We start from the raw sequence: 24778 nt of genomic DNA, 5'->3' as shown, positions 1-24778 counted from the left end.
TGTCATCTCCCGGGGTTAGGGTCACCCAGGAATTGTGATGAGCAACCGGCCCGCGACCCGACGGGGGAGGTGAGCGTATGGCCGACGGAAACTGTCTGATCAGTAACGAGTGGATATGCGGTGAGTATGTACGCACACGCGGTCAAGAGCTGACGGACGCGACGCTCGAGCACGTAGGGATCACGCTCGCCTCGGTGGCGATCGGCCTTCTGGTCGCCTTTCCGCTGGCGCTGCTGGCCCGCCGCTGGCGGCCGGTGGCGGGGCCGGTGCTGGGGCTGACCACGATCCTCTACACGGTGCCGTCGCTGGCGATGTTCTCGCTGCTGCTGCCCGTGTTCGGGGTATCGGCCGCGGTGGTGGTCACCGGTCTGGTGCTCTATTCGCTCACGATCCTGGTGCGCAACATCATGGCCGGTCTCGCCTCGGTGCCCGAGGAGGCGCGGGAGGCGGCCCGGGGCATGGGGTACGGCCCGCTGCGGCTGCTCTTCGGCGTGGAGCTGCCCCTGGCGCTGCCCGCGCTGATGGCCGGGCTGCGGATCACCACCGTCTCCACGGTCTCGCTCACCACGGTGGGCGCGATCATCGGATACGGCGGCCTCGGCAACCTCATCTACGAGGGCATGCGCAGCTTCTTCAAGGCCGAGGTGCTCACCGCCTCGGTGCTGTGCGTGGCGCTGGCGGTGGTGGCGGACCTGCTGCTGCTCGGCCTCCAGCGGCTGCTGACGCCGTGGGCACGCAAGAGTCGGAAGGGCACCACCTGATGGACGTCGTCGCCAAGGCGTGGACCTGGCTGGCCACCGGGTCGCACTGGGCGGGCCCCGACGGGGTGTGGCACCGGCTGGGCCAGCATCTGTTCCTGACCTTCGTCTGCCTGGCGATCTCCTGCGCGGTGGCGCTGCCGATCGCCGTGGCCCTCGGCCACATCGGCAAGGGCGGCGCGCTCGCGGTGAACATCTCCAACGCGGGGCGCGCCGTGCCCACCTTCGCCGTACTGGTGCTGTTGCTGCTCAGCCCGCTGGGCACGCACGGCCAGTGGCCCACGATCATCGCGCTGGTGCTGTTCGCCATCCCGCCGCTGCTCACCAACGCCTATGTCGGGGTGAGCGAGGCGGACCGGGAGGTCGTGGAGGCGGCCCGCGGCATGGGGATGACCGGCGGCCAGCTGATCCGCCGGGTCGAGCTGCCGCTGGCGTTCCCGCTCATCATGACGGGCGTACGGACGGCCGCGGTGCAGGTCGTGGCCACCGCGACGCTGGCCGCGCTGCCCGGCGGCGGCGGTCTCGGGCGGATCATCACGGCGGGCTTCCGGCTCACCGACACCCCGCAGGTGGTGGCCGGTGCGGTGCTGGTCGCGTCCCTCGCGCTGGTGGTCGAGGGCGTCTTCGTGGTGCTGGGCCTGGTGCTCGACCCGATGCGGCGCAGGGCGGGGCGGCGGTTGACCGCGGCCCGGCGTCCGCCCGCCGACCAGGCGCCGGCCTCACCGGCGCTCACGACGTAGAACCCGCGGGCCGAGCCCTCCCGCGACCGGGCGCGAAGGCGTGCGGACACCCAGGGCGGACAGCGCGGAGCGCGGATGACGCATACATAGGCGGATGACGCATAGATCGCGGACGACGCATAGATCGCGGACGACGCGGAAAGCGCGGATGACGCGGAACGCGCCGACAACGCGGAACGTGCCGACAACGCGGCCACACAACCGCGGCCACAACTACGGATGGGGAACCATGGATAAGATCAATCGGGCGGCGGTTGCCGTGGCGGGGGTCGCGGCGCTGGCGGCCGGGCTGACCGCCTGCGGCGGGGACAGCCTGGAGAAGTCGAGCGGCGGCGACAGTTCCGGTAAACCGGGCAAGGGCTCGCTGGTGATCGGCTCCGCCTCCTTCTCCGAGTCGAAGATCCTCGCGGAGCTGTACGCGGGGGTTCTGAAGGACACCGGCTATTCCACCTCGATCAAGACGGTGGACGCCCGTGAGCTGTATGAACCGGCCCTGGAGAAGGGCCAGATGGATGTCGTGCCGGAGTACGCGGCGACGCTGGCCGAATTCCTCAACCAGAAGAAGAACGGGTCGAATGCCGCCCCGGTGGCCTCCTCGGACGTGACCAAGACGGTCGCGGCGCTGAAGAAGCTCGCCGAACCGCGCGGGCTGAAGGTGCTGGAGCCCGGCAAGGCCGTGGACCAGAACGCCTTCGCGGTCAGCGGTGACTTCGCGAAGAAACACGGTCTCAAGACGCTCTCCGACCTCGGGAAGTCCAAGCAGAAGGTCACCCTGGCGGCGGGCGACGAATGCCCCAAGCGGCCCTTCTGCCAGCCGGGTCTGGAGAAGAAGTACGGCATCGACATCGCCGGGATCGACCCGCTGGACATCGGCAGCGTCCAGGCCAAGCAGGCCGTCAAGGACGGCAAGGACCAGATGGTCCTGACCACGACCACGGACAGCACGCTGGATCAGTTCGGGCTCGTGCTGCTCGGCGACGACAAAAATCTGCAGAATGCCGACAACGTACTTCCCGTGGTAAATGCGAAGTCCGCCGGTTCGCAGAAGATCGCGGACTCGCTGAACAAGCTCACCAAGGTGCTGACGACCGCCGATCTGCGGGAACTCAACAAGAAAGTTGACGCCGAGCGGCTCAAGCCGGCGGATGTCGCCGCCGACTACCTGCGGGACAAGGGGCTGGTGAAGTAGGATCAAATCCCCGCTCGGGAGGGCTTGGCAAGGGCTCGGCAAGGGATCTCGGCCGCGCAACCGCCGCATTTGCCAACGGATTGACAACAGATCTGGCCCGGCGGGCACCCAAGCGACCCCATAGCACGGTAAGTTTCGGGCCATGCCACGTGGACGCCACCGCCAATCCCCACCCCTGCACAGGCTCCTCCCCGCCGCTTCGGTCGCAGTCGCGTCAATAACCTGCGCCGCCGGTACCTGGCTGGTCGGCGATACGGTCGTGATCCGTGGGCTGGCCGCGACCGCGGCCGGCGCCGCGGTCGTCGGCGCCGTCCTGATGCGCCGTTGGGACCGCTCGGCCGGTCGCCGGGTCGCGGAGGCCGTGAGCGAGACCGCGCGCCAGGAGATGAAGTACGAGGAGCGGATCGCGGAGCTCGAGGCGGACGCCGAGAAGGCGAGCGAGCTCCGCGGCGCGCTCAACACCCGGCTGCGCGCCAAGCGCGCCGAACTCGCCCGGCTGCGCAACGAGCACGCCGAACTGCTGCGCCGCTACGCCACGGCCGAGACCGAGCGGGCCAGCGCCCTGGAGGGCCGCCGTCGGCTCGCGCTGGAGGCCGCGTCCCCGGCGAAGGCGCTGGAGGCCGCCGGGTCTTCCGGGTCTTCCGGGTCTGTCGACTCCGCTGGGTCCGCCGGGTCTGTCGACTCCGCCGACGAGCGGGACGAGGTCCCCGCCGGGCTGCCGTCGGCCGCCGCGTACGCCAAGGCCGACGAGGCCCTGAGCCGGCTCAGGGAGAGCGCCCGGCGGCAGAAGGAGCGGCGCGAGCAGGCCGAAGCCTCGGCCCGGACGGCCGCGGCTTCGGACCAGGCCCCGGAGCGGAACGCGGAACAGAACGCGGAGCAGAACGCGGAGCAGAACGCGGAGCACGACGACCGTAAGGGCCCGCGCGAGAGCCGGGGCAAGGACGGTGCCGCCACGCTGGGGAAGCCCCCGGCGGCCGGCGGGCAGGACGAAGACGGCCCGCAGGAGCCGCGCGCCCACGCCCGTACGGCCGCCTCGGCGGTGGTGCCGTATGCCGCGGCGCGCCGGGCCGCCTCCCGTTCGGAGAGCGGCTTCGACTACTTCGGCACCCAGAAGAAGCAATCGAAGAAGCAGAAGCGGGAGCCCGAACCGGCCGCCGAGGAGGACCTCGCGGATGTGATCGGCGACGAGACCCTGGCGGAGACCAAGAAGGGCGCGGTGGGCGAGGTCATCGACCTGACCGAGCACGACGAGACGGAGCAGATCGACCTCGGGGAGCTGCGCAGCGCGATCTCGTGAGGGATCGCCCGCGCGGCTCGCCCGCGTGTTGACCGGCCACTTGTCGATGCCGCCTTGTCGGTTACTTGTCGATATCGCCGACGACGAAGAAGAGCGACCCCAGGATCGCCACCATGTCGGCGACGAGAGTGCCCGGCAGCAGCTCGGTGAGCGCCTGGATGTTGTTGTACGACGCCGAGCGGAGCTTCAGCCGGTACGGCGTCTTCTCGCCCTTGGAGACGAGGTAGTAGCCGTTGAGGCCGAGCGGGTTCTCGGTCCAGGCGTAGGTGTGGCCCTCGGGCGCCTTGAGCACCTTCGGCAGCCGCTGGTTGATCGGCCCCGGCGGAAGCTCGTCCAGCCGGTCCAGACACGCGTCGGCCAGCGCCAGTGAGGCGTGCGTCTGCTCCAGCAGGCATTCGAACCGGGCGAGGCAGTCGCCCTCCTCGCGGATGGCGACCTTGAGGACGTCCTGGAGCTCGGCGTAGGCCAGATACGGCTCGTCGCGCCGCAGATCGAAGTCGACGCCCGAGGCCCGGGCGATGGGGCCGCTGACCCCGTACGCGTGCACCGTCTCGCGGGCCAGGACGCCGACACCGCGGGTGCGGCCCCGGAAGATCTCGTTGCCGAGCACCAGGTCGTCGTACACGCCCATCCGCGAGCGCACCTCGGCCACGGCCTGCCGGGCCCGGCCCAGCCAGCCCGCCGGGAGGTCGTCCTTGAGGCCGCCGACCCGGTTGAACATGTAGTGCATCCGGCCGCCGGAGATCTCCTCCATGACGTGCTGGAGGTCCTCGCGCTCCCGGAACGCGTGGAAGATCGGCGTGATGCCGCCCAGCTCCAGCGGGTAGGAGCCGAGGAACATCAGGTGGTTCAGGACCCGGTTGAGCTCGGCGAGGAGCGTACGGGTCCACACCGCGCGCTCGGGGACCTCCATGCCCAGCATCCGCTCGACGGCGAGCACGACGCCGAGTTCGTTGGAGAAGGCGGAGAGCCAGTCGTGACGGTTGGCGAGCATGATGATCTGGCGGTAGTCGCGCGCCTCGAAGAGCTTCTCCGCGCCCCGGTGCATATAGCCGATCACCGGCTCGGCGCTCTGGATCCGCTCCCCGTCGAGGACCAGCCGCAGCCGTAGCACTCCATGGGTGGAGGGGTGCTGTGGGCCGATGTTGAGCACCATGTCCGTGCTCTCGGCGGCGCCGCCGATGCCGACTGTCGTCTCCGTCATGCGTACCAGTCTGTCAGCCGTCCCGTGGGCCTTTCCCCTCCCCGCCCCTTCCCGATACCAGGGGCTCCGCCCCTGAACCCCGCCAGGGGCTCCGCCCCTGAACCCCGGGGCCCTCGGGCGGTGGAGCCCTCCCTGGGTGGCGGAGCCCCGTCGGGCGGTGGGGCCCTCCCTGGGCGGCGGAGGTCCCCTGGGCGGTGGAGGCCCGTCGGGCGGTGGAGCCCCGTCGGGTGGTGGAGCCCCGTCGGGTGGTTGGGCCCTCCTGGGTGGTTGGGCTCTCCCTGGGCGGTGGAGGCGCCTCGGGCGGTGGAGCCCCGTCGGGTGGTTGGGCCCTCCCTGGGTGGCGGAGGCCCGTCGGGCGGTGGGGCCCTCTCTGGGCGGTGGAGCCCCCCCCGGGGCGTGGAACCCCCACGCGGCGGGAGCCGCACATCGCTCCGCTGCGTGGCAGGGCTCGGGGTCTGGGGCGGAGCCCCAGTTGCGGGAAGGGGCGGGTAGGGGAAAGCAGCCCGCCGCAGGCGCCAAGACCCGCCGTACACCCCCTACGGCCGGAGCACGTCCCGGGGCAGGTTCACCGGGTGCAGGAGCCACGTGAAGGCGCCCAGGCCCGCGGGGTCGGTCAGCTCCGCGGCCTCGCCCGCCGCGCTGAGGGCGCGGACGTAGGCGGTGGGGTCGGTGGAGGCCAGGGCGAGCGGGGGGCGGCGGGCGTCGAGGCCCAGGGCGCGCAGCGCCTCGCGCTGGGTCATCAGCCCGGCGCCGGGCCCGCGTCCGAGCCCGGCGCCGGGCCCGGACGCGGCGGCGGACGCGTCCACCGTGGGGGCGGGCGCGTCCATCGCCGCGGCGGTCGCGTCCACCGTGGCAGCGGTCGCGTCCATCGCCGCGGCGCACGCGTCCATCGCGACATGCGCCGTCAGATCGCAGGACCCGTCGGGTACGGGCCGGACCTCGCGCCCCTCACGGAAGCCGGTCAGTGTGCCGAAGGGGGGCCGGGTGGCGCGTTCATGGGCGTAGTCGACGGCGACCGCGAGGCCCGCCCGCAGGGAGCCGACGGCCCGCGCCCAGGCCGCCTCGCGCGGATGGCCGATCTCGGCGCGCAGCCCCGGTTCGGCGCCCGCCAGGGGCCACCAGCTGGCCAGCCACGCGGCGTCCTCGCCGTCCACCGGGTCGCCCAGCCGCTCGGTGCCGTCCAGGGAGGTGAGATCCACCTCGACCCGGCGGGGCACGCCGTCCGCGTCGGTCTCGGCCACGTCCACGGGCACGTTGTCGAGCCACTCATTGGCGAACAGCAGCCCCGCGCACCCCTCCGGCGGGGTGTCGAGCCAGGCGATCCGCCCGTCCAGGCCGGCCGGCCGCCGCGCCCGCTCCACCGCGTACGGACGCAGCCGCCGGGCCAGCCCGTGCGGCAGACCGGGGGCCAGGGCGAGCACCCGGGTGAGCAGTTCGCCGCGGCCGGCGCCCAGGTCCACCAGCGCCACCTCGGCGGGGCGCCCCAGCGCCTCGTCCACCTGGCACAGCAGCTCCGCGACCGCTCGGGCGAACAGCGGTGAGGCATGCACCGACGTGCGGAAATGCCCTGCCGGGCCCTCCGGACGGCGGAAGAAGCCGCCCGCTCCGTACAGCGCGCGTTCGGTCGCCGTACGCCATCCGCTCCACTCATGCTTCTCACTCGCCACACCGCCACGCTATGCGGAGTGGTCTCCACCTTGGGGAGTAGGGCCGGGGGCTGCGGATCGCCCCTCGGGCTGACCCGGGAGGGGTCCGGCGATGCCTACGCTGGGTGACGTGCAGCGCCTCTACGAATTTCTCCGCAGGCATCCGACAGGGGTGGACACCTTCTGGGCCGTCCTCCTTGTCGCTTCTGGGTTCCTGTGGCTCGTGGAGGCGTCGCTGGGCCGGGGCTCCCGCGTCGCGGGCGTGCCGATCGTGCTGGCGCTGGGGGCGACGATCGCGCTGCGTCGCCGCGCCCCCGAGAAGATGCTGCTGCTGGCCATCCTGTGCGGTCTCGCCCAGATGGCCGCGAACGTCCAGCCCAATGTGGCCGACTTCGCCATGCTGGTGATCGTCTACACGGTGGCGGTCGCCTCGTCGCGCCCGGCCTCCCGCTTCGCGCTGGGCGTGGCGATCAGCGCGGCCCCCCTCGCCACCCTCCGCTGGCCGCACTCCCAGCAGGGCTGGTGGGAGGACGTGGTCTCGGCGGTCTTCGTCTCCATCCCCTTCGTGCTGGCCTGGGTGCTCGGCGACTCGATCCGCACCCGCCGCGCCTACTACGCGCAGCTCGAGGAGCGGGCCGCCCGGCTGGAGAAGGAGCGCGAGGCGCAGTCGAAGGTCGCGGTGGCCGCCGAGCGCGCCCGGATCGCGCGGGAGCTGCACGATGTCGTGGCGCACAACGTGTCGGTGATGGTGGTGCAGGCGGACGGCGCCGCGTACGTCCTGGACTCCTCGCCCGAACAGACCCGGCAGGCGCTGGAGACGATCTCCGGCACCGGCCGCCAGGCGCTCGCCGAGATGCGGCGGCTGCTGGGCGTGCTGCGCACCGGGGAGCCGGGCGAGGAGAACGACTACGTACCGCAGCCGGACGTCGAGCAGATCGACGAGCTCGTGGAGCAGGTGCGCGGCGCCGGGCTCCCGGTGGACTTCAAGGTCGTGGGGAGCCCGCGCCAGCTCCCCAGCGGGGTCGAGCTGACCGCGTACCGCATCGTGCAGGAAGCGCTCACCAACACCCGTAAGCACGGCGGCCCGGACGTGGGCGCGAGCGTCCGCCTCACCTACTTCGACGACGGGCTCGGGCTGCTGGTCGAGGACGACGGCCGGGGCGCGCAGCGCGAGATGTACGAGGACGGCGGCGTCGACGGCAGCGGCCATGGTCTGATCGGGATGCGGGAGCGCGTCGGCATGGTGGGCGGCACGCTCGACGCGGGCCCGCGACCGGGCGGCGGCTTCCGGATCAGTGCGCTGCTGCCGCTGAAGCCGGTTCGTTGAGCCATTCGATACGTGCTGTAGGCCGGCTGTCAGGCCAGAGGCAGGCCAGAGGGAAGGGACCGTCCGGGATGTCGATCCGCGTCATGCTCGTCGATGACCAAGTGCTGCTGCGCACCGGCTTCCGGATGGTGCTCGCGGCCCAGCCCGATATGGAGGTCGTCGCCGAGGCCGGCGACGGGGTGGAGGCGCTCCAGGTGCTGCGCTCCACCGAGGTGGACGTCGTCCTGATGGACGTCCGGATGCCCAAGCTGGACGGGGTGGAGGCGACCCGGCGGATATGCGAGCGGGACGGGGCGCCCAAGGTCATCATCCTGACCACGTTCGACCTGGACGAGTACGCCTTCTCCGCGCTCAAGGCCGGGGCGGGCGGCTTCATGCTCAAGGATGTGCCGCCGGGCGAGCTGCTCGCGGCGATCCGCGCGGTGCACAGCGGCGACGCGGTGGTCGCGCCCAGCACGACGCGCCGGCTGCTGGACCGGTTCGCGCCGATACTGCCGGGCGCCGGAGCCGGTGGGGGCCGGGCCCGTCCGGAGCTGGACCGGCTCACCGACCGGGAGCGCGAGGTGGTGCTGCTGGTCGCGCAGGGGCTGTCGAACGGCGAGATCGCGGCACGGCTGGTGCTGTCCGAGGCGACCGTGAAGACCCATGTCGGCCGCATCCTCACCAAGTTGGAGCTGCGGGACCGGGTGCAGGTGGTGGTGATGGCCTACGAGACCGGACTGGTCCGGGCCGGCGGGCCGACCGGCCCGGCCCGCTGAGACGCCGTCCTTACGGTCGAGGCGACGTCCTTACGGTCGGCACCGCAGTCTTACGGCCGTCCTTACGGTTGGCACCGCGGTCTTACGGTCGGCACGGCCGCTTACGGCCGCTTACGGCCGCTCGCGGAGCACCAGGTCGAGCAGTCCGGGGAAGCGCTGGTCGAACTCGGGGCGGCGCAGCCGGTTGACCCGCCTGGGGCCCAGGTCGCGCTGCTCGATCAGACCGGCCGCGCGCAGCACCGAGAAGTGGTGGCTGAGGGCCGCCTTGCCCACGGGCACGTCGAAGGTGCCGCAGGTGTGCTCCCAGTCGGCCGCCGTGGCGAGTTCGCGGACCAGCTGGAGCCGTACGGGGTCGGCGAGCGCCGCGAGCGCGGTCTGCACGTGGACGTCGTCGGGGTGGGTGTGGAGCGGCGCGGACCGGTGGCTTCGATTGCTCATAGCCGCTCCTCCGCCGCTCGCCGTTCCGACCGCGTCCACTGTGCGGTGAACACTTTAGGCGGGGTCGGCGCCCTACCGCAGAACACTCTCCAGGAAGTCGCTGCCCAGCCGGGCCACCGACGGCAGATCGAGCTGGTGCAGCACATAGCGGCCACGGCGGCGGGTGGTGAGGAGACCGGCCTTCTTCAGCACGGCGATATGGCGGGAGACCTCCGGGGGCGTGATGCCGTACGACTCGGAGAGCTCACCGGTGGTGTGCGGGCCGCGGGCCAGGGAGCGGCACAGCCGCATCCGCATCGGATGGGCCAGGGCCTCGAGACGGCGCTGGACGAGCTCCAGGGCGGCGGGCGGAGGCAGCTCGGGGGTGGCGACCGGGTACTGGATCACCGGGCGCCAGCCGGGGGCGTGCAGGACGATGAGGTGCGGCCAGCCGAAGGCGGTCGGGATGAAGGTGACGCCGTCGCCGTACGCCGTCGTACGGCCGCCCGCCAGCTTGTCGACCAGGATGCTGTCCCCGTCGTCCGACAGCGACAGCGCGGCGGAGGCCGACGCCAGCGCCTCCGCGAGCCCCTTGCGCTGCAGCAGCTCGGCCTTGTGGCGGGCGTCGGCGGCCAGCTGGATCCGCGTCCGCCGCCAGGTGTCGGCGAAGAACGCCTGGTCGCAGTCCTCCAGCAGCCGCCGCAGCCAGACCCGCAGCCCGTCCGGGTCCTCCAGCATGCGCTCGGTGAAGGCCGCCTGCCGCGGCCCCCGGGCGGCCGCCAGCTCGAGGACCCGGGCCCGTTCGCCCGCGTCGACCAGCGGCGAGGGGGTGTGCCGGGTGTACGAGGGCGAGCAGGCGATCTCGAAGGCGGCCGCCACGAACGTCTCGTCGTCGATCCGGTCCAGCGCGTCCAGCTCCTCGGCGAGCGTCGCCCCGGGGGCGGCCGGGAGCAGCAGATCGGAGCGGGCGGTGCGCCAGAGGAAGTCCGCCTCGCAGAGCCGGTCCGCGAGGTCCGGCTTGAGCGCCGAGGTGGTGGCGGTGGCCCAGCCGTGCAGCCCGGGGTGGTGGCCGGGCTCGGACAGCACATGGAGCGCGGCGCCCAGCTCGGCGAGCGGGGACGGGCTGAAGACGATGCGCTCGGGCGGCAGCCCGGCGATGTCGATGACGTTGGCCATGAACCCATGGTGCGGGAGCCCGGCCCCGGCGCCGCCCTCGTTTGACGCCCATCGTCAAACGGCGTGACCGGTGTCCGGGGCCGGGCGGACCGTTGAGCCATGTCCCTCACCGAGATTTACGCACTCGACCTGTACCGGGCCGCCCAGCGCGGCGAGCCCGCCCCGCCCGCACCGGGCCGGCACGACTGGCGCACCCTCCGGGAGCTGCGGGAGTACCGCGACTTCCGGGCCGTGACGGCCGGGCGCCCGGCCCGCCGCCGGGGCCGCCGTGGCCGCCTTACGGATGCGCTGCGCTCCGTAAGGGCGGTCAGGGAGGTGTTCGCGCGGCGCCGGTCAGCCCTCCGGGAGCTCCCGGACCTCCGGGAGCTCCCGGACCTCCGTGAGCTCCCGGACCTCCATGAGCTCACGGACCTCCATGAGCTCACGGACCAGGGCGAGGAACGCGTCGGCCGCGGCCGTGACGTCGTCGGCCGTCCACTCGAGTGCGGATGAGGCGACCGTCAGCTCCGTCATGGCCAGGCCGGGCGGCCCCGGCTCCCGCCAGCGACGGAACAGCACCGTCCGGGTCTCCTCCGCCAGCCGCACCCCCGCCTCGTCCAGCACCGCCGCCGGATACGGCAGCCACACCTGGAACTGGTGGGTGTGCGGCACCTCCGGGTGCACCCGGGACCACCCCACCCCCGCGGCCGTGAACGCCGTCCGCAGCGCCTCCGCCACGACCCGCGCGTGCGCCACGTACGACGGCAGCCTCGGCAGCTCGTGGTCCAGGCCGTCCAGCGCGGCGAGCGCCGCCGGCCACTGCTGGAAGAGCTGGCCGCCGTACCGGTGGCGCCACGCCCTGGCCTCCGTCACCAGGGTCTCGGGCCCGGCCAGTGCCGCTCCCGAGAGGCCGCCGAGCGACTTGTAGAAGGACACGTAGACGGAGTCCGCCAGGGCGGCGATCTCCGTCAGCTCCCGGCCGAAGTGCGCCGTGCACTCCCACAGCCGCGCCCCGTCGAAGTGCACCACCGCGTCCCGCTCCCGGGCCGCCTCCACGGTCGCGACCAGCTCGTCCCACCCGGGCAGCACGAATCCGGCGTCGCGCAGCGGGAGTTCGAGGGCGAGGGTGCCGAACGGCTCGTCCAGGCCCAGGATCTCCTCGGCCGTGGGCGGCCGCGGCTCACTGGTCGGACGCACCGCGCGCAGCCCGCTCACCGTCAGATACGCGTCCCGCTCGTGCACGTCCAGATGGGCCAGCGGATGCAGCGCCACCACCGGACTGCCGGTGCGCCCCGCCCAGCAGCGCAGCGCGACCTGCTGCGCCATGGTGCCGGTGGGGAAGAACGCCGCGGCCTCCGTGCCGAGCAGCTCGGCGACCCGCCGCTCCAGCTCCTCGACGATGCCGTCGCCGTAGATGTCCACCCAGCCGTCCCCGTCGTACGACGCGGTGTCGGCCGTAAGGGCGGTGGTGAGGGTGGCCAGACGCTCGGCGATCCGCACCTCGGCGGGCCCGCGCGCGAGCGTCCGCTCGGCGCCGTGCCAGGCCGCGAGGCGTCGCGCCCGCACGGACCGCTCCGTCTCGCCGCCCGTGCCGACCATCTCGTCCGCCTCGTCTGCCGCTGCCTCGTCCGTCCCGTCCGTCATGGGCTGATCATGTCGCACGCCTGTCCATCGGACCACAGAGTTGTCCACAGGCCCGGGCGTGCGGCCAAACCCCCCGGAAACACTCGCGTAGCATGGCGGGGAATCGTCCGGTACCCCTGAGGACTGGAACGGAAGGCCTGTTGTCGCGTGAACGCTCAACCACTGCCTGAGCCGCAGGACCGGCCTGCCCGGCTCACCGTCGGGGTCGTCGGCGCGGGCCGCGTCGGCCCGGCCCTCGCCGCCTCGCTGAGACTCGCCGGGCACCGCCCGGTCGCCGCGTCCGGTGTCTCCGACGCCTCCGTGCGCCGGGCCGCCGCCCTGCTTCCCGAAGTACCCATCGTGCCGCCCGCCGAGGTGCTGGCGCGGGCCGAGCTGGTGCTGCTCACCGTCCCCGACGACGCGCTGCCCGAGCTGATCGGCGGCCTCGCCGAAACCGGCGCGGTGCGCCCCGGCCAGCTGCTGGTGCACACCTCGGGCCGCTACGGCGTCGGCGTGCTGGAGCCCGCGCTGCGGGCCGGTGCGCTGCCGCTCGCGCTGCACCCCGTCATGACCTTCACCGGCACCTCGGTGGACGTCCAGCGGCTGGCCGGCTGCTCCTTCGGCGTCACCGCTCCCGAGGAGCTGCGGCTGGCGGCCGAGGCCCTGGTCATCGAGATGGGCGGGGAGCCCGAGTGGATCGCGGAGAAGTCCCGTCCGCTCTACCACGCGGCCCTCGCCATCGGCGCCAACCACCTCACCACACTGGTCGCCCAGTCCCTGGAGCTGCTGCGCGCGTCCGGGGTCGAGGCCCCCGACCGGATGCTCGGCCCGCTCCTCGGCGCCGCGCTGGACAACGCGCTGCGCAGCGGCGACGCCGCGCTCACCGGGCCGGTCGCGCGCGGCGACGCCGGCACGGTCGCCGCCCATGTCGCCGAGCTGCGGCGGCACGCCCCGCACGCCGTCGCCGGCTATCTGGCCATGGCCCGTACGACCGCGGACCGGGCGCTCGCGCACGGTCTGCTCAAGCCGGAGCTCGCCGAGGACCTGCTGGGCGTGCTCTCGGACGTGACCGACGCGCGGGGCCGGGGAGGTAGTGAGGCATGAGCCCGAGGCTGTGGACCAAGGCGCTTCCAGGGGAGCCGGATGTGGAGCTGTTCCGTCATCGCCCGGATCTGGACGCGGCGCTCGCCCACTTCGCCGTGCCGGGGCGCACGGCCGTCGTGATGACCATGGGCGCGCTGCACGACGGGCACGCCTCGCTCATCCGCGCCGCCCGCGCCCGGGTGGGCGCCAAGGGCATGGTGACCGTCACCGTCTTCGTCAATCCGCTGCAGTTCGGCGCGGGCGAGGACCTCGGCCGCTATCCGCGCACCCTCGACGCCGACCTCAGGGTGGCGGCCGAGGCGGGCGCGGACATCGTCTTCGCCCCCACCGCCGAGGAGGTCTATCCGGACGGCGAGCCGGGCGTCCGGATCACCGCCGGGACCCTGGGCGAGCGCTATGAGGGCGCCTCGCGCCCCGGCCACTTCGACGGGATGCTCACCGTCGTCGGCAAGCTGCTCCATCTCACCCGCCCCGACATCGCCTTCTTCGGCGAGAAGGACGCCCAGCAGCTGTCGCTGGTCCGCCGGATGGTCCACGACCTGAACTTCCCCGTGGAGATCGTCGGCGTCCCCACCGTCCGGGAGGGCGACGGGCTCGCCCTCTCCAGCCGTAACCGCTATCTGACGGCCCAGGAGCGGGACACCGCGCTGGCCCTGTCCCGGGCGCTGTTCGCGGGGCGCGACGCGGGGCTGCTGGCGGCCGGGGAGGGCCCGGCCGGGTCCGAGGAGCACGAGCTCATACGGGTCGCGTCGCCCGCCGCGGTGCGGTCCGCGGCGCGGGCGGTGCTCGACGAGGCGGCGGGGCTCGAACCGCCGCTCGTCCTGGACTATCTGGCCCTGGTCGACCCCGCCGACTTCACCGACGTCTCCGACGGACACACTGGCGAGGCCGTGCTGGCCGTCGCCGCCAAGGTCGGCGCCACCCGCCTGATAGACAACATCCGCCTGTGGATCGGAGCCGCCCGATGACCCGTCCGACCGGGCGCCCGGCGGCCGGGGCCACCGCCCCCGCCGCCGCCCTGCGCGCCCCCGCCCCCGGCTGGGCCACCGAGGCCGATGTCGTGGTCGTCGGCTCCGGGGTCGCCGGGCTGACCGTGGCGCTGCGCTGCGCCGCGGCCGGGGCCAAGGTCACCGTGGTCACCAAGGCCCGCCTGGACGACGGCTCCACGCGCTGGGCCCAGGGCGGCATAGCCGCCGCCCTCGGCGAGGGCGACACCCCCGAGCAGCATCTGGACGACACGCTGGTGGCCGGTGCCGGGCTCTGCGACGAGCAGGCCGTACGGGCGCTGGTCACCGAGGGGCCCGACGCGGTGCGCCGGCTCATCGCCACCGGCGCCCGCTTCGACGCCGACGACGCCACGGGCGAGATCCTGCTGACCCGCGAGGGCGGCCACCACCGCCGCCGGATCGCCCACGCGGGCGGCGACGCGACCGGCGCGGAGATCTCCCGGGCCCTGGTCGACGCGGTCCGCGCGGCCGGTATCGAGACCGTGGAGAACGCCCTGGTGCTCGATCTGCTCAGGGACGGCTCCGGCCGGGCGGCCGGGGTCACCCTGCACGTCATGGGCGAGGGCCAGCGGGACGGTGTGGGCGCGGTCTCGGCGGACGCGGTCGTGCTCGCCACGGGCGGCATGGGCCAGATCTTCTCCGCCACCACCAACCCCGCCGTCTCCACCGGCGATGGCGTCGCGCTCGCGCTGCGCGCGGGGGCCGAGATCAGCGATCTGGAGTTTGTGCAGTTCCACCCCACGGTGCTGTGGCTGGGCCCCGAGGCGGAGGGCCAGCAGCCGCTGGTCTCGGAGGCGGTGCGCGGCGAGGGCGCCCATCTCGTCGACGCCGACGGGGTGCGGTTCATGCTCGGGCAGCACGAGCTGGCCGAGCTGGCGCCCCGTGACATCGTCGCCAAGGGCATCATGCGGCGGATGGGGGAGCGCGGCGCCGAGCATATGTACCTGGACGCGCGCCACTTCGGGGCCGAGATGTGGGAGCGGCGCTTCCCGACCATCCTCGCCGCCTGCCGCGCCCATGGCATCGACCCGGTGACCGAGCCCATCCCGGTCGCCCCGGCCGCGCACTACGCGAGCGGCGGGGTCCGCACCGATCTGCGCGGCCGCACCACCGTGCCCGGTCTCTACGCCTGTGGGGAGGTCGCCTGCACCGGCGTCCACGGCGCCAACCGCCTGGCCTCCAACTCCCTTCTCGAGGGCCTGGTCTTCGCGGAGCGCATCGCGGAGGACATCACCGCTGAGTCGGAGCCTGCCGGGCCGGGGTCCGCTGGGACGGAGTCCGCCGGGCCGGAGTCCTCTGGGGCGGTGTCCGCCGGGGCCGGGGGACGCGAGCGGCCCGCGGGGCGGACCGGGCCATCGGCTCCCGCCGCTTCTCCCGCTTCTCCCGCTGCTTCCGGCGACGCGCCCCTGCTCGCCTCGGAGGCCCGCTACGAGATCCAGCACATCATGACCCACGGCGCCGGGGTGCTCCGCTCCGCCGAGAGCCTGGCCCGCGCCGCCGACCGGCTGGAGCGCGTCCAGGACGACGCCGCGGCGCAGCTGCGGCGGGACGGCAAGACGGCCGAGCCCGGGGTCGAGACGTGGGAGGCCACCAACCTCCATCTCGTCGCCCGGGTCCTGGTGGCCGCCGCGCTCCGCCGCGAGGAGACCCGCGGCTGCCACTGGCGCGAGGACCGCCCCGAGCGGGACGACGCCGCCTGGCGCCGCCATCTGCTGGTCACTCTCCGCCCGGACGGCGCCCTCGACGTCCGTTCCACGGACTCCGAAGCGTTTCCCCCATCGACCACCCCCCGAGCCGAGACGGAGTCCCACCCGTGAGCAGCAGCACTTCCGAAGACCGCCAGCCACTCGTGTCCCTGCCGCTGCTCCAGATCGGCGGCCCCGGCGACGGGGGCGGTTGCGGCGATGCCTGCGGCTGCGGCGGTGACGACGGTGAACTCGACCCGATGGAGTGCGGTCTGGACCCCGACCTGGCCGAGCTGCTGATCCGCGCGGGACTCGACCCCATCCAGGTCGAGGACATCGCCCATATGGCCATCGAGGAGGACCTCGACCAGGGCGTGGACGTCACCACGGTGGCCACCGTCCCCGAGGACGCCTTCGCCACCGGCGACTTCACGGCCCGTGAGGCGGGCACCGTCGCGGGGCTGCGGATCGCCGAGGCGATCCTGTCCGTGGTCTGCACGGACGAGTTCGAGGTCGAGCGGCATGTGGCGGACGGCGACCGGGTGGAGCCCGGCCAGAAGCTGCTCAGCGTCCGCACCCGCGCCCGCGATCTGCTCACCGGCGAGCGCAGCGCGCTCAACCTGCTGTGCCGGCTCTCCGGCATCGCGACCGCGACCCGTGCGTGGGCCGACGCCCTGGAGGGGACGAAGACCAAGGTCCGTGACACCCGTAAGACCACCCCGGGGCTGCGCGCCCTGGAGAAGTACGCGGTGCGCTGCGGTGGCGGGGTCAACCACCGGATGTCGCTCTCGGACGCCGCGCTGGTCAAGGACAACCACGTGATCGCGGCGGGCGGTGTCGCGGAGGCGTTCGGCGCCGTACGGGCCGAGTTCCCGGATGTGCCGATCGAGGTGGAGGTCGACACCCTGGAGCAGATCCCGCCGGTCCTGGCGGCGGGCGCGGATCTCATCCTGCTGGACAACTTCACCCCGGAGCGGACCCGCGAGGCCGTCGAGCTGGTCGCCGGGCGCGCCGCGCTGGAGTCCTCGGGACGGCTGACGCTGGCCAATGCCCGTACGTACGCCGAGACGGGCGTCGACTATCTGGCGGTCGGCGCGCTCACCCACTCCTCCCCGATCCTGGACATCGGCCTGGACCTGCGCGAGGCCGAGGAGAAGTAAGCGATGCTCCTGACCATCGACGTCGGCAATGCCCGCCCGCCCGTCGTCCCACCCACCACCCCAGGGCTCGCCCTCGGCCGTGAGCCCGACCGGAAGCGGTGCCGCCCATGCTGTTGACCATCGACGTCGGGAACACCCATACGGTGCTGGGCCTCTTCGACGGCGACGAGATCATCGAGCACTGGCGGATCTCCACCGACGCCCGCCGCACCGCCGATGAGCTCGCGGTCCTGCTGCAGGGCCTGATGGGCATGCACCCGCTGCTCGGCGAGGAGCTGGGCGACGGCATCGCGGGCATCTCCATCTGCTCCACCGTCCCCTCCGTCCTCCACGAGCTGCGCGAGGTGACCCGCCGCTACTACGGCGATGTGCCGTCCGTCCTGGTCGAGCCGGGCGTGAAGACCGGTGTGCCGATCCTGGTGGACAACCCCAAGGAGGTCGGCGCCGACCGGATCATCAACGCGCTGGCCGCCGTGGAGCTGTACGAGGGCCCGTGCGTGGTGGTCGACTTCGGCACCGCGACGACCTTCGACGCGGTCAGCGCGCGCGGGGAGTACGTGGGCGGGGTGATCGCGCCGGGCATCGAGATCTCGGTCGAGGCGCTGGGCGTACGCGGGGCGCAATTGCGCAAGATCGAGCTGGCCCGCCCACGCAGCGTGATCGGGAAGAACACGGTGGAGGCCATGCAGTCCGGCATCCTCTACGGCTTCGCGGGCCAGGTGGACGGAATCGTCCGGCGTATGGCGCGCGAGCTCGCCCAGGACCCGGAGGATGTCACCGTGATCGCCACCGGTGGGCTGGCGCCCATGGTGCTAGGAGAATCCTCAGTGATCGATGAGCATGAGCCCTGGTTGACCCTGATCGGCCTCAGACTGGTCTACGAGCGGAACGTCTCGCGCGGCTGAGCACCGGCGATCAGCTCTTCACCTGCTCTTCACCCGGGTGCTCGACCGCATTGACGGCATTCCGAAACGAATTCCCGCACTCGGGATTCGTCCTGCGCAACTGATCGCTCTTCGCCAATGGGGCAAGGGGCGGTCAAGGGAAAGACGGCACAGCGAATTCCGTATTGACAAGCGGAACGGCCGTCGACCATGTACACCGGCACCCGGATGCGACGGTCCGCCCCCGGGTGTCGGGTCCGGACGGGACCGCCTCGGCGCGGTCCCGTCCGGCGCTTCCCCCGTATGGCCGCTCGGCGTCCGCAACGCGCCGCACCGTCCGGCGCTGAGCGAAATTTGTCCGCTTAGCACTTAAAGTCGCCCCATGCCCACGCCATATGGATCCCGCGGCGGAATGGCGTTCAGTGCGGATGAGCTGCGTGTGCTCCGACGCGCCCTCGCCATCGCCCTCCAACCCGACCCCGTCACCCCCTCCGCCGGCCGCCTCGGCCCGGACCGGGCGGAGGAGGTCCAGGACTGTCTCCGGCTCGCCGAGGCCGTGGACGAAGCGGTCCGCGAGGGCGGGCGGCTGCGAGCGTTCCTGCTCGACGAGCTCGCCCGCTATCGCGCCGCCCTGCCCGGCGCCGCCGTTGGCTATCTCGAGCAGCTCCAGGGCGCCCTCGAGGCCGGTTACGAGCCGCTGGCCGAGGATCTGGCCGCGCTCCGCGCGCTGTGCGGGTCGGCCGCCGGGGGCGGTGAGACGACGCGCCGGCGCGCGCTGCTGAGCCACTGCGAGCGCCTTGCCGAGCGGGGCGTGCGCGCCCGGCTCGCGGAGCGCTCCGGAGTCGTCGGCGCCGTCGTGGAGCCGCGCACGCGCCCCGTGGCGCCCCGGCTGCGCGCCCTGCCCGGCGGGGTCTCGGCGGCGCCCGGGACGGCCGCGCAGGGGGCCGCCCGGAAGGGGTCCGAGGAGGCCGCCCGGAAGGGGCCTGAGCACGCTGCCCGGAAGGGGCCTGAGCACGCCGCCCGGAAGGGGCCAGAGGGCGCGCGGGAGGCCGTGCTCCAGTCCGGCGAGCCGAAGCGTGAGCCCCGTAAGAAGCCCACGCCGCCGGAGCACGGCGACCGCGAGGAGCCGAAGCGGAGGGAGCCGGGCCGCCGGGCGCCGCGCCCGGGGCGTCCGGTGCCCACGCCGGCGGAGGTCTTCCCGCCCAAGCGCCGCCGTCCCTCGCCGCCCCCGGAGCACGAGTCGAGGCTCGCGCCCGGCGCCGGGGTCCGCTCCGCCTGACCTGGCGTCCCCGGGGCGCCCCGCCCGGGACCGGTGCCCGGCTCCGGGAGGCCGCGGCGCGCCGCGTAATCTGGTGGTCTCGAGCAAAAGGAGGCCGAGAGCAATGGATTACGTCTCCGCGCTGGTCCCGCCCGTGGTGATGGCCGTGGCCTTCACCGCGCTCATCGTGACGATGGTGAAGAGCCAGGGCGGCGCCAACAAGTCCAAGGAGGACGCCGCGGTGGACGCCGCGCTGGCGGCCCGCGCCGAGGCCGAGCGCCCGGCGCCGGAGCGCGAGACCTCCTGACCGGATCGATCACGCCGGATCACGCCCCGTGGACGCGTCGCGTCCCGGGGCGTGCGGCATTTCCCGTCCAACCCTCCGGACATTCGGGACATCTCCCACTATTATTCTCGGTGTGCCTCGGCCATTGGGAGATCTCGAAGACGCGGTCATGACGCGGGTGTGGAAGTGGAACCGCCCGGTCACGGTCCGGGAAGTCCTGGAAGACCTTCAGCGGGAACGCTCGATCGCCTACACGACGGTCATGACCGTAATGGACAACCTGCATCACAAGGGCTGGCTGCGCCGTGAGGTGGAAGGCCGCGCCTATCGATATGCCGCGGTCTCCACGCGCGCCGCCTACTCGGCCGCACTGATGAACGAAGCGTGGTCGACCAGTGACAACCCCGCGGCCGCACTCGTCGCGTTCTTCGGGATGATGTCCGAAGAGCAGCGCGACGCACTACGGGATGCCATGCGTGTCGCACAACTGGGGGAGCCGGGGGAGAGCCCCGGTGAGTCGGGGCGATGACCCGGGGCGATAGCGTCCGCTCATGTCCTCCCCACTATCAAAAGTAGTCACCGTCCGCCGTGCCCGGACCAGCGATGTTCGGGCGGTGCGTCGCCTCATCGACTCGTACGTGGACGATCGCATCCTGCTCGACAAAGCGACCGTGACGCTTTACGAGGACATCCAGGAGTTCTGGGTCGCCGAGCGCGACGAGGACGCTGAGCTCATTGGCTGCGGAGCGCTGCACGTCATGTGGGAAGACCTCGCGGAGGTCCGCACTCTCGCCGTCGATCGGACTCTCAAGGGCACCGGTGTAGGGCATCTGGTGCTTGACAAGCTGCTGCAGACCGCACGCTGGCTGGGCGTGCGGCGCATTTTCTGCCTCACCTTCGAAGTCGACTTCTTCGTCAAGCACGGCTTCGTGGAGATCGGCGAGACGCCGGTCGACGGCGATGTCTACAGCGAGCTCCTGCGTTCCTATGACGAGGGTGTCGCCGAGTTCCTAGGTCTCGAACGGGTGAAGCCGAACACCCTTGGCAACAGCCGGATGCTTCTGCAACTGTGATCGCGGGCCCTATGTCCGAATCGCTCCCCTATCACATAGCTCCGGAACATGACCTTCCATGAGGCTTCCCGCTTGGCGGATCGGTCGAACCTTCGCGGGGGGTTTGTGTTTTTCCAGGAAAAGCGGTTTCCTATTCTCTCGTAGTGTAATTACCTGGGGGGTGAGTCATCAGCGGCTAACGCCGCGCCCCCGAGCCCCCCGTTTTCCCTGAAAGGAACCCCATGGCACAGAAGGTTCAGGTCCTTCTTGTCGACGACCTCGACGGCGGCGAGGCGGACGAGACCGTGACGTTCGCTCTGGACGGCAAGAGCTACGAGATCGACCTCACCACCACCAACGCGGACAAGCTCCGTGACGCCCTGGAGCCGTTCACCAAGGGCGGCCGGCGCACCGGTGGCCGGGCCTCCGGCGGCCGGGGCAAGGCGCGGGCGGCGGCGGGTGGCGCCGGTCAGGACACCGCGAAGATCCGCGCCTGGGCGAAGGAGAACGGCTACGAGGTCAACGACCGCGGCCGTGTTCCGGCGACCGTCCGTGAGGCGTACGAGAAGGCCAACGGCTGAGCGCGTCACCCTTCCCCGGCTCGCCGCTGCCTGGGCAGTGGCAGGGCGCGCACCAACCGGGCTCGGTGGCACTCCGTGGCCGCCGTGCTCACGAGCCGTACGAGATCGGGGGCGCCCCCATCGCCCCCGAAGCCTGCCCTCGGCAGCGTCGGCTCCACCTCGCCCCTCGTATCGGGAGGTCGCAGCCATACGGCGACCTCCTGCGGGCATCGCTCACCGGGCGCCCCGGCGGCCAGGGACGATGGCCGGGAACGGGCGGGGCACGGCGCGGTGATCCGGCCTCCGGCGCCGATCGCGCCCAGGTCCAGGGCCACACCGCCCCACTCCAGCCAGTCGAGCAGCCCTGGCAGCTCGTCCGCGCTGCCCGCGGCCACCAGGAGCCGCATCCAGGCGCCCTCCACCGCGACCGGACCGGTCCGCGGTACGCGCCGCAGCATCGCGAAACCGGCCACGGCCGGCAGTTCGATGACGTCGAATGCCACCCCCGTGAGCAATTCGACGGGATCGCTGCCGGCCGTCGGCCAGCCCAGCTCCCGCTCGTACCAGCGTGACCGGGCGGCCGGTGCGGACGGCTCCGCGCCGTGGGCCCTGAGGATCATGCCCAGCAGAACTCCCCGCCCGCCCGCTCGGTTACGCGGGCGGTCACGTTCGTACGTGATGATCTCCGTACGCGATGACGTTCCGTACCGGCCCGTGCGCGCCCCGTGCCCGTAAGGGGTGCTGCAGGGCCGGTGAACGGGCGCAAGGTTGTTCGCCCATAGCGGATGGAACCGGCCCCCACGGCATGGAGTATCTGTGCTTGCGGGTAAGACATCCCTAGTGGGGAGGGGCGGTCCGCGTGTCGGGAGAAAGCGGCGTTCGCCATCGGCGTACTGACGGTGGGCGTAGATGCCTGGCCTGCGGGAACATCGTCTCGCACCATCGGGTTGAAGCAGTTGTCGGCTGTTCGGGCAGGAGGCAGTGGCTGTTTGCCCCGTGCGAGCGGGGGTGATCCGGACGGTTGTCGGCAGTTGGAATGAGCTGTCCCGGGTTGCGGGACTAGCATGCGGAAGGACAGGGAGGGGATCGTCCCCGATCTTTCTGACCGCTCTGAGGAGCGATTAACGATGTTCGAGAGGTTCACCGACCGCGCGCGGCGGGTTGTCGTCCTGGCTCAGGAAGAAGCCCGGATGCTCAACCACAACTACATCGGCACCGAACACATCCTCCTGGGCCTGATCCATGAGGGTGAGGGTGTCGCCGCTAAGGCCCTGGAGAGCCTCGGGATTTCGCTCGAGGCGGTCCGCCAGCAGGTGGAGGAGATCATCGGGCAGGGCCAGCAGGCCCCGTCCGGGCACATCCCCTTCACCCCCCGTGCCAAGAAGGTCCTGGAGCTGTCGCTCCGCGAGGCCCTTCAGCTCGGCCACAACTACATCGGTACGGAGCACATCCTGCTCGGCCTGATCCGCGAGGGCGAGGGCGTCGCCGCCCAGGTCCTCGTGAAGCTGGGCGCCGATCTGAACCGGGTGCGGCAGCAGGTCATCCAGCTGCTCTCCGGCTACCAGGGCAAGGAGGCCGCCACCGCCGGCGGCCCGGCGGAGGGCACTCCCTCCACCTCGCTCGTCCTGGACCAGTTCGGCCGCAATCTCACCCAGGCCGCCCGCGAATCCAAGCTCGACCCGGTCATCGGGCGCGAGAAGGAGATCGAGCGGGTCATGCAGGTGCTCTCGCGCCGCACCAAGAACAACCCGGTCCTCATCGGCGAGCCCGGCGTCGGCAAGACGGCGGTCGTCGAGGGACTGGCCCAGGCCATCGTCAAGGGCGAGGTGCCCGAGACCCTCAAGGACAAGCACCTCTACACCCTGGACCTGGGCGCCCTGGTCGCCGGCTCCCGCTACCGCGGTGACTTCGAGGAGCGCCTGAAGAAGGTGCTCAAGGAGATCCGCACCCGCGGCGACATCATCCTGTTCATCGACGAGCTCCACACCCTGGTGGGTGCGGGCGCCGCCGAGGGCGCGATCGATGCCGCGAGCATCCTGAAGCCGATGCTGGCGCGGGGCGAGCTCCAGACCATCGGCGCGACCACGCTCGACGAGTACCGCAAGTACCTGGAGAAGGACGCGGCCCTGGAGCGCCGCTTCCAGCCCATCCAGGTCGCCGAGCCGTCGCTGCCGCACACCATCGAGATCCTCAAGGGCCTGCGGGACCGCTACGAGGCGCACCACCGCGTCTCGATCACGGACTCGGCCCTGGTCGCGGCCGCCACCCTGGCCGACCGCTACATCTCGGACCGCTTCCTGCCGGACAAGGCGATCGACCTGATCGACGAGGCCGGTTCCCGGATGCGGATCCGCCGGATGACCGCACCGCCGGACCTGCGCGAATTCGACGAGAAGATCGCCGATGTGCGCCGGGAGAAGGAGTCCGCGATCGACTCGCAGGACTTCGAGATGGCCGCGGGCCTGCGCGACAAGGAGAAGCAGCTCCTGGCCGCCAAGGCGAAGCGGGAGAAGGAGTGGAAGGCCGGCGACATGGACGTCGTCGCCGAGGTGGACGAGGAGCTGATCGCCGAGGTCCTGGCCACGGCCACCGGCATCCCGGTCTTCAAGCTCACCGAGGAGGAGTCCTCCCGGCTGCTGCGCATGGAGGACGAGCTGCACAAGCGCGTCATCGGCCAGAAGGACGCCATCAAGGCGCTCTCCCAGGCCATCCGGCGCACGCGTGCGGGCCTCAAGGACCCCAAGCGCCCCGGTGGCTCGTTCATCTTCGCGGGCCCGTCCGGTGTCGGTAAGACCGAGCTCAGCAAGACCCTCGCCGAGTTCCTCTTCGGCGACGAGGACGCGATGATCTCGCTCGACATGTCGGAGTTCAGCGAGAAGCACACCGTCTCGCGGCTCTTCGGCTCCCCGCCCGGATACGTGGGCTACGAGGAGGGCGGCCAGCTCACCGAGAAGGTGCGCCGCAAGCCGTTCTCCGTGGTCCTCTTCGACGAGGTCGAGAAGGCCCACCCGGACATCTTCAACTCGCTGCTGCAGATCTTGGAGGACGGTCGGCTGACCGACTCCCAGGGCCGGGTCGTGGACTTCAAGAACACGGTGATCATCATGACCACCAACCTCGGCACCCGGGACATCTCCAAGGGCTTCAACCTGGGCTTCGCCGCCCAGGGCGATGTGAAGACCGGCTACGAGCGGATGAAGAACAAGGTCAACGAGGAGCTGAAGCAGCACTTCCGCCCCGAGTTCCTGAACCGTGTCGATGACACCGTCGTCTTCCACCAGCTCACCGAGGAAGACATCATCCAGATCGTCGACCTCATGATCACCAAGGTGGACGAGCGGCTCAAGGACCGCGACATGGGCATCGAGCTCAGTGGCGTCGCCAAGAAGCTGCTGGCCAAGCGGGGCTACGACCCCGTGCTGGGCGCCCGGCCGCTGCGCCGGACGATCCAGCGCGAGATCGAGGACGTGCTCTCGGAGAAGATCCTCTTCGGGGAGCTGCGTCCGGGCCACATCGTGGTCGTGGACACCGAGGGTGAGGGTGAGGAGAAGAAGTTCACCTTCCGCGGCGAGGAGAAGTCGGCACTGCCGGACACCCCGCCGATCGAGTCCGCCGCCGGTGGCGCGGGCCCGAACCTCAGCAAGGAGGCGTGACGCGTAGCCGTCCGT

General features: G+C 72.0%; 23 protein-coding genes. 17 read left to right on the top strand and 6 right to left on the bottom strand.

The genetic code is table 11. The features are described from left to right. Positions 1 to 77: 77 nt before the first annotated feature. The 4 genes from JK364_RS20315 (at position 78) to JK364_RS20300 (ending at position 3984) form a co-directional block, all read left to right on the top strand. Entirely contained in the window at positions 78 to 761 is a 684-nt protein-coding gene (locus JK364_RS20315; protein ID WP_201852516.1) for an ABC transporter permease, read from the top strand. Next, the gene (locus JK364_RS20310) at positions 761 to 1498 is read left to right on the top strand and encodes an ABC transporter permease (protein ID WP_201852599.1); all 738 of its coding nucleotides are present in this window, start codon (positions 761 to 763) and stop codon (positions 1496 to 1498) included. The genes JK364_RS20315 and JK364_RS20310 overlap by 1 nt, the downstream gene beginning before the upstream one ends. Before the next feature lie 229 nt (positions 1499 to 1727). Further along, positions 1728 to 2687, top strand: a complete 960-nt coding sequence (locus tag JK364_RS20305) for an ABC transporter substrate-binding protein (RefSeq protein WP_201852515.1) — start codon at positions 1728 to 1730, stop codon at positions 2685 to 2687. A gap of 142 nt (positions 2688 to 2829) precedes the next feature. Then, positions 2830 to 3984, top strand: a complete 1155-nt coding sequence (locus JK364_RS20300) for a coiled-coil domain-containing protein (protein WP_201852514.1) — start codon at positions 2830 to 2832, stop codon at positions 3982 to 3984. Positions 3985 to 4045: 61 nt separating this feature from the next. On the opposite strand, the gene JK364_RS20295 is transcribed toward JK364_RS20300, so the two are convergent. Further along, positions 4046 to 5188 carry an NADH-quinone oxidoreductase subunit D gene (locus JK364_RS20295; protein WP_201852513.1) on the bottom strand — a complete coding sequence of 381 codons (1143 nt, stop codon included), beginning with the start codon at positions 5186 to 5188 and terminating at the stop codon, positions 4046 to 4048. Between the two features lie 536 nt (positions 5189 to 5724). Then, complete coding sequence (locus tag JK364_RS20290; protein WP_201852512.1) at positions 5725 to 6855, bottom strand: SAM-dependent methyltransferase; 1131 nt, start codon at positions 6853 to 6855, stop codon at positions 5725 to 5727. Positions 6856 to 6964: 109 nt separating this feature from the next. Between JK364_RS20290 and JK364_RS20285 the strand changes: the two genes are divergently transcribed. Continuing rightward, complete coding sequence (locus tag JK364_RS20285) at positions 6965 to 8161, top strand: sensor histidine kinase (RefSeq protein ID WP_201852511.1); 1197 nt, start codon at positions 6965 to 6967, stop codon at positions 8159 to 8161. Positions 8162 to 8229: 68 nt separating this feature from the next. Further along, positions 8230 to 8919 (top strand): response regulator transcription factor, encoded by a 690-nt coding sequence (locus tag JK364_RS20280; RefSeq protein ID WP_201852510.1) that lies wholly within the window; start codon positions 8230 to 8232, stop codon positions 8917 to 8919. A 111-nt stretch (positions 8920 to 9030) separates the two neighbouring features. Here the strand turns inward: JK364_RS20280 and JK364_RS20275 are convergent, their stop codons facing one another. The 3 genes from JK364_RS20275 to JK364_RS20265 all read right to left on the bottom strand — a co-directional run bounded on the left by JK364_RS20275 (position 9031) and on the right by JK364_RS20265 (position 12135). After that, positions 9031 to 9357: an ArsR/SmtB family transcription factor gene (locus JK364_RS20275; RefSeq protein WP_201852509.1), complete on the bottom strand. Its 327-nt coding sequence runs from the start codon at positions 9355 to 9357 to the stop codon at positions 9031 to 9033. Positions 9358 to 9429: 72 nt separating this feature from the next. Next, complete coding sequence (locus JK364_RS20270) at positions 9430 to 10512, bottom strand: DUF5937 family protein (RefSeq protein WP_201852508.1); 1083 nt, start codon at positions 10510 to 10512, stop codon at positions 9430 to 9432. A gap of 333 nt (positions 10513 to 10845) precedes the next feature. Further along, positions 10846 to 12135, bottom strand: a complete 1290-nt coding sequence (locus JK364_RS20265) for a threonine aldolase family protein (RefSeq protein WP_372461966.1) — start codon at positions 12133 to 12135, stop codon at positions 10846 to 10848. 147 nt (positions 12136 to 12282) lie between these two features. Between JK364_RS20265 and JK364_RS20260 the strand changes: the two genes are divergently transcribed. The 10 genes from JK364_RS20260 to JK364_RS20215 all read left to right on the top strand — a co-directional run bounded on the left by JK364_RS20260 (position 12283) and on the right by JK364_RS20215 (position 21131). After that, positions 12283 to 13218 (top strand): Rossmann-like and DUF2520 domain-containing protein, encoded by a 936-nt coding sequence (locus JK364_RS20260; protein WP_201852507.1) that lies wholly within the window; start codon positions 12283 to 12285, stop codon positions 13216 to 13218. Beyond that, positions 13215 to 14186 carry a pantoate--beta-alanine ligase gene (gene panC, locus JK364_RS20255; protein WP_201852506.1) on the top strand — a complete coding sequence of 324 codons (972 nt, stop codon included), beginning with the start codon at positions 13215 to 13217 and terminating at the stop codon, positions 14184 to 14186. The genes JK364_RS20260 and panC overlap by 4 nt, the downstream gene beginning before the upstream one ends. After that, positions 14183 to 16042 (top strand): L-aspartate oxidase, encoded by a 1860-nt coding sequence (locus tag JK364_RS20250; protein WP_201852505.1) that lies wholly within the window; start codon positions 14183 to 14185, stop codon positions 16040 to 16042. The genes panC and JK364_RS20250 overlap by 4 nt, the downstream gene beginning before the upstream one ends. Further along, a complete protein-coding gene (nadC, locus tag JK364_RS20245; RefSeq protein WP_307841333.1) occupies positions 16039 to 17070 on the top strand; it encodes a carboxylating nicotinate-nucleotide diphosphorylase in 1032 nt (343 codons plus the stop codon). Before JK364_RS20250 ends, nadC begins: the two co-directional genes overlap by 4 nt. Positions 17071 to 17177: 107 nt before the next feature. Further along, positions 17178 to 17975: a type III pantothenate kinase gene (locus JK364_RS20240; RefSeq protein WP_201852504.1), complete on the top strand. Its 798-nt coding sequence runs from the start codon at positions 17178 to 17180 to the stop codon at positions 17973 to 17975. Between the two features lie 361 nt (positions 17976 to 18336). Next, the gene (locus tag JK364_RS20235) at positions 18337 to 19233 is read left to right on the top strand and encodes a hypothetical protein (protein ID WP_230992211.1); all 897 of its coding nucleotides are present in this window, start codon (positions 18337 to 18339) and stop codon (positions 19231 to 19233) included. A gap of 103 nt (positions 19234 to 19336) precedes the next feature. After that, positions 19337 to 19519, top strand: a complete 183-nt coding sequence (locus tag JK364_RS20230) for a hypothetical protein (protein WP_044573347.1) — start codon at positions 19337 to 19339, stop codon at positions 19517 to 19519. Positions 19520 to 19631: 112 nt separating this feature from the next. Beyond that, on the top strand, positions 19632 to 20027 hold the full coding sequence (locus JK364_RS20225) for a BlaI/MecI/CopY family transcriptional regulator (RefSeq protein ID WP_075200364.1): 396 nt from the start codon (positions 19632 to 19634) through the stop codon (positions 20025 to 20027). A gap of 22 nt (positions 20028 to 20049) precedes the next feature. Beyond that, positions 20050 to 20571 carry an amino-acid N-acetyltransferase gene (locus tag JK364_RS20220; protein WP_044573350.1) on the top strand — a complete coding sequence of 174 codons (522 nt, stop codon included), beginning with the start codon at positions 20050 to 20052 and terminating at the stop codon, positions 20569 to 20571. Between the two features lie 221 nt (positions 20572 to 20792). Then, entirely contained in the window at positions 20793 to 21131 is a 339-nt protein-coding gene (locus JK364_RS20215; protein ID WP_020870378.1) for a histone-like nucleoid-structuring protein Lsr2, read from the top strand. A gap of 5 nt (positions 21132 to 21136) precedes the next feature. Here the strand turns inward: JK364_RS20215 and JK364_RS20210 are convergent, their stop codons facing one another. Continuing rightward, the gene (locus JK364_RS20210) at positions 21137 to 21730 is read right to left on the bottom strand and encodes an SCO3374 family protein (RefSeq protein ID WP_201852503.1); all 594 of its coding nucleotides are present in this window, start codon (positions 21728 to 21730) and stop codon (positions 21137 to 21139) included. Between the two features lie 507 nt (positions 21731 to 22237). Between JK364_RS20210 and JK364_RS20205 the strand changes: the two genes are divergently transcribed. Continuing rightward, the gene (locus JK364_RS20205) at positions 22238 to 24763 is read left to right on the top strand and encodes an ATP-dependent Clp protease ATP-binding subunit (RefSeq protein WP_020870380.1); all 2526 of its coding nucleotides are present in this window, start codon (positions 22238 to 22240) and stop codon (positions 24761 to 24763) included. Positions 24764 to 24778: the final 15 nt, after the last annotated feature.

It is taken from the genome of Streptomyces endocoffeicus (genome assembly GCF_016741935.1).
In the GTDB taxonomy this organism is placed as follows: domain Bacteria; phylum Actinomycetota; class Actinomycetes; order Streptomycetales; family Streptomycetaceae; genus Streptomyces; species Streptomyces endocoffeicus.
This window is presented reverse-complemented; position numbering and strand designations above follow the sequence as displayed.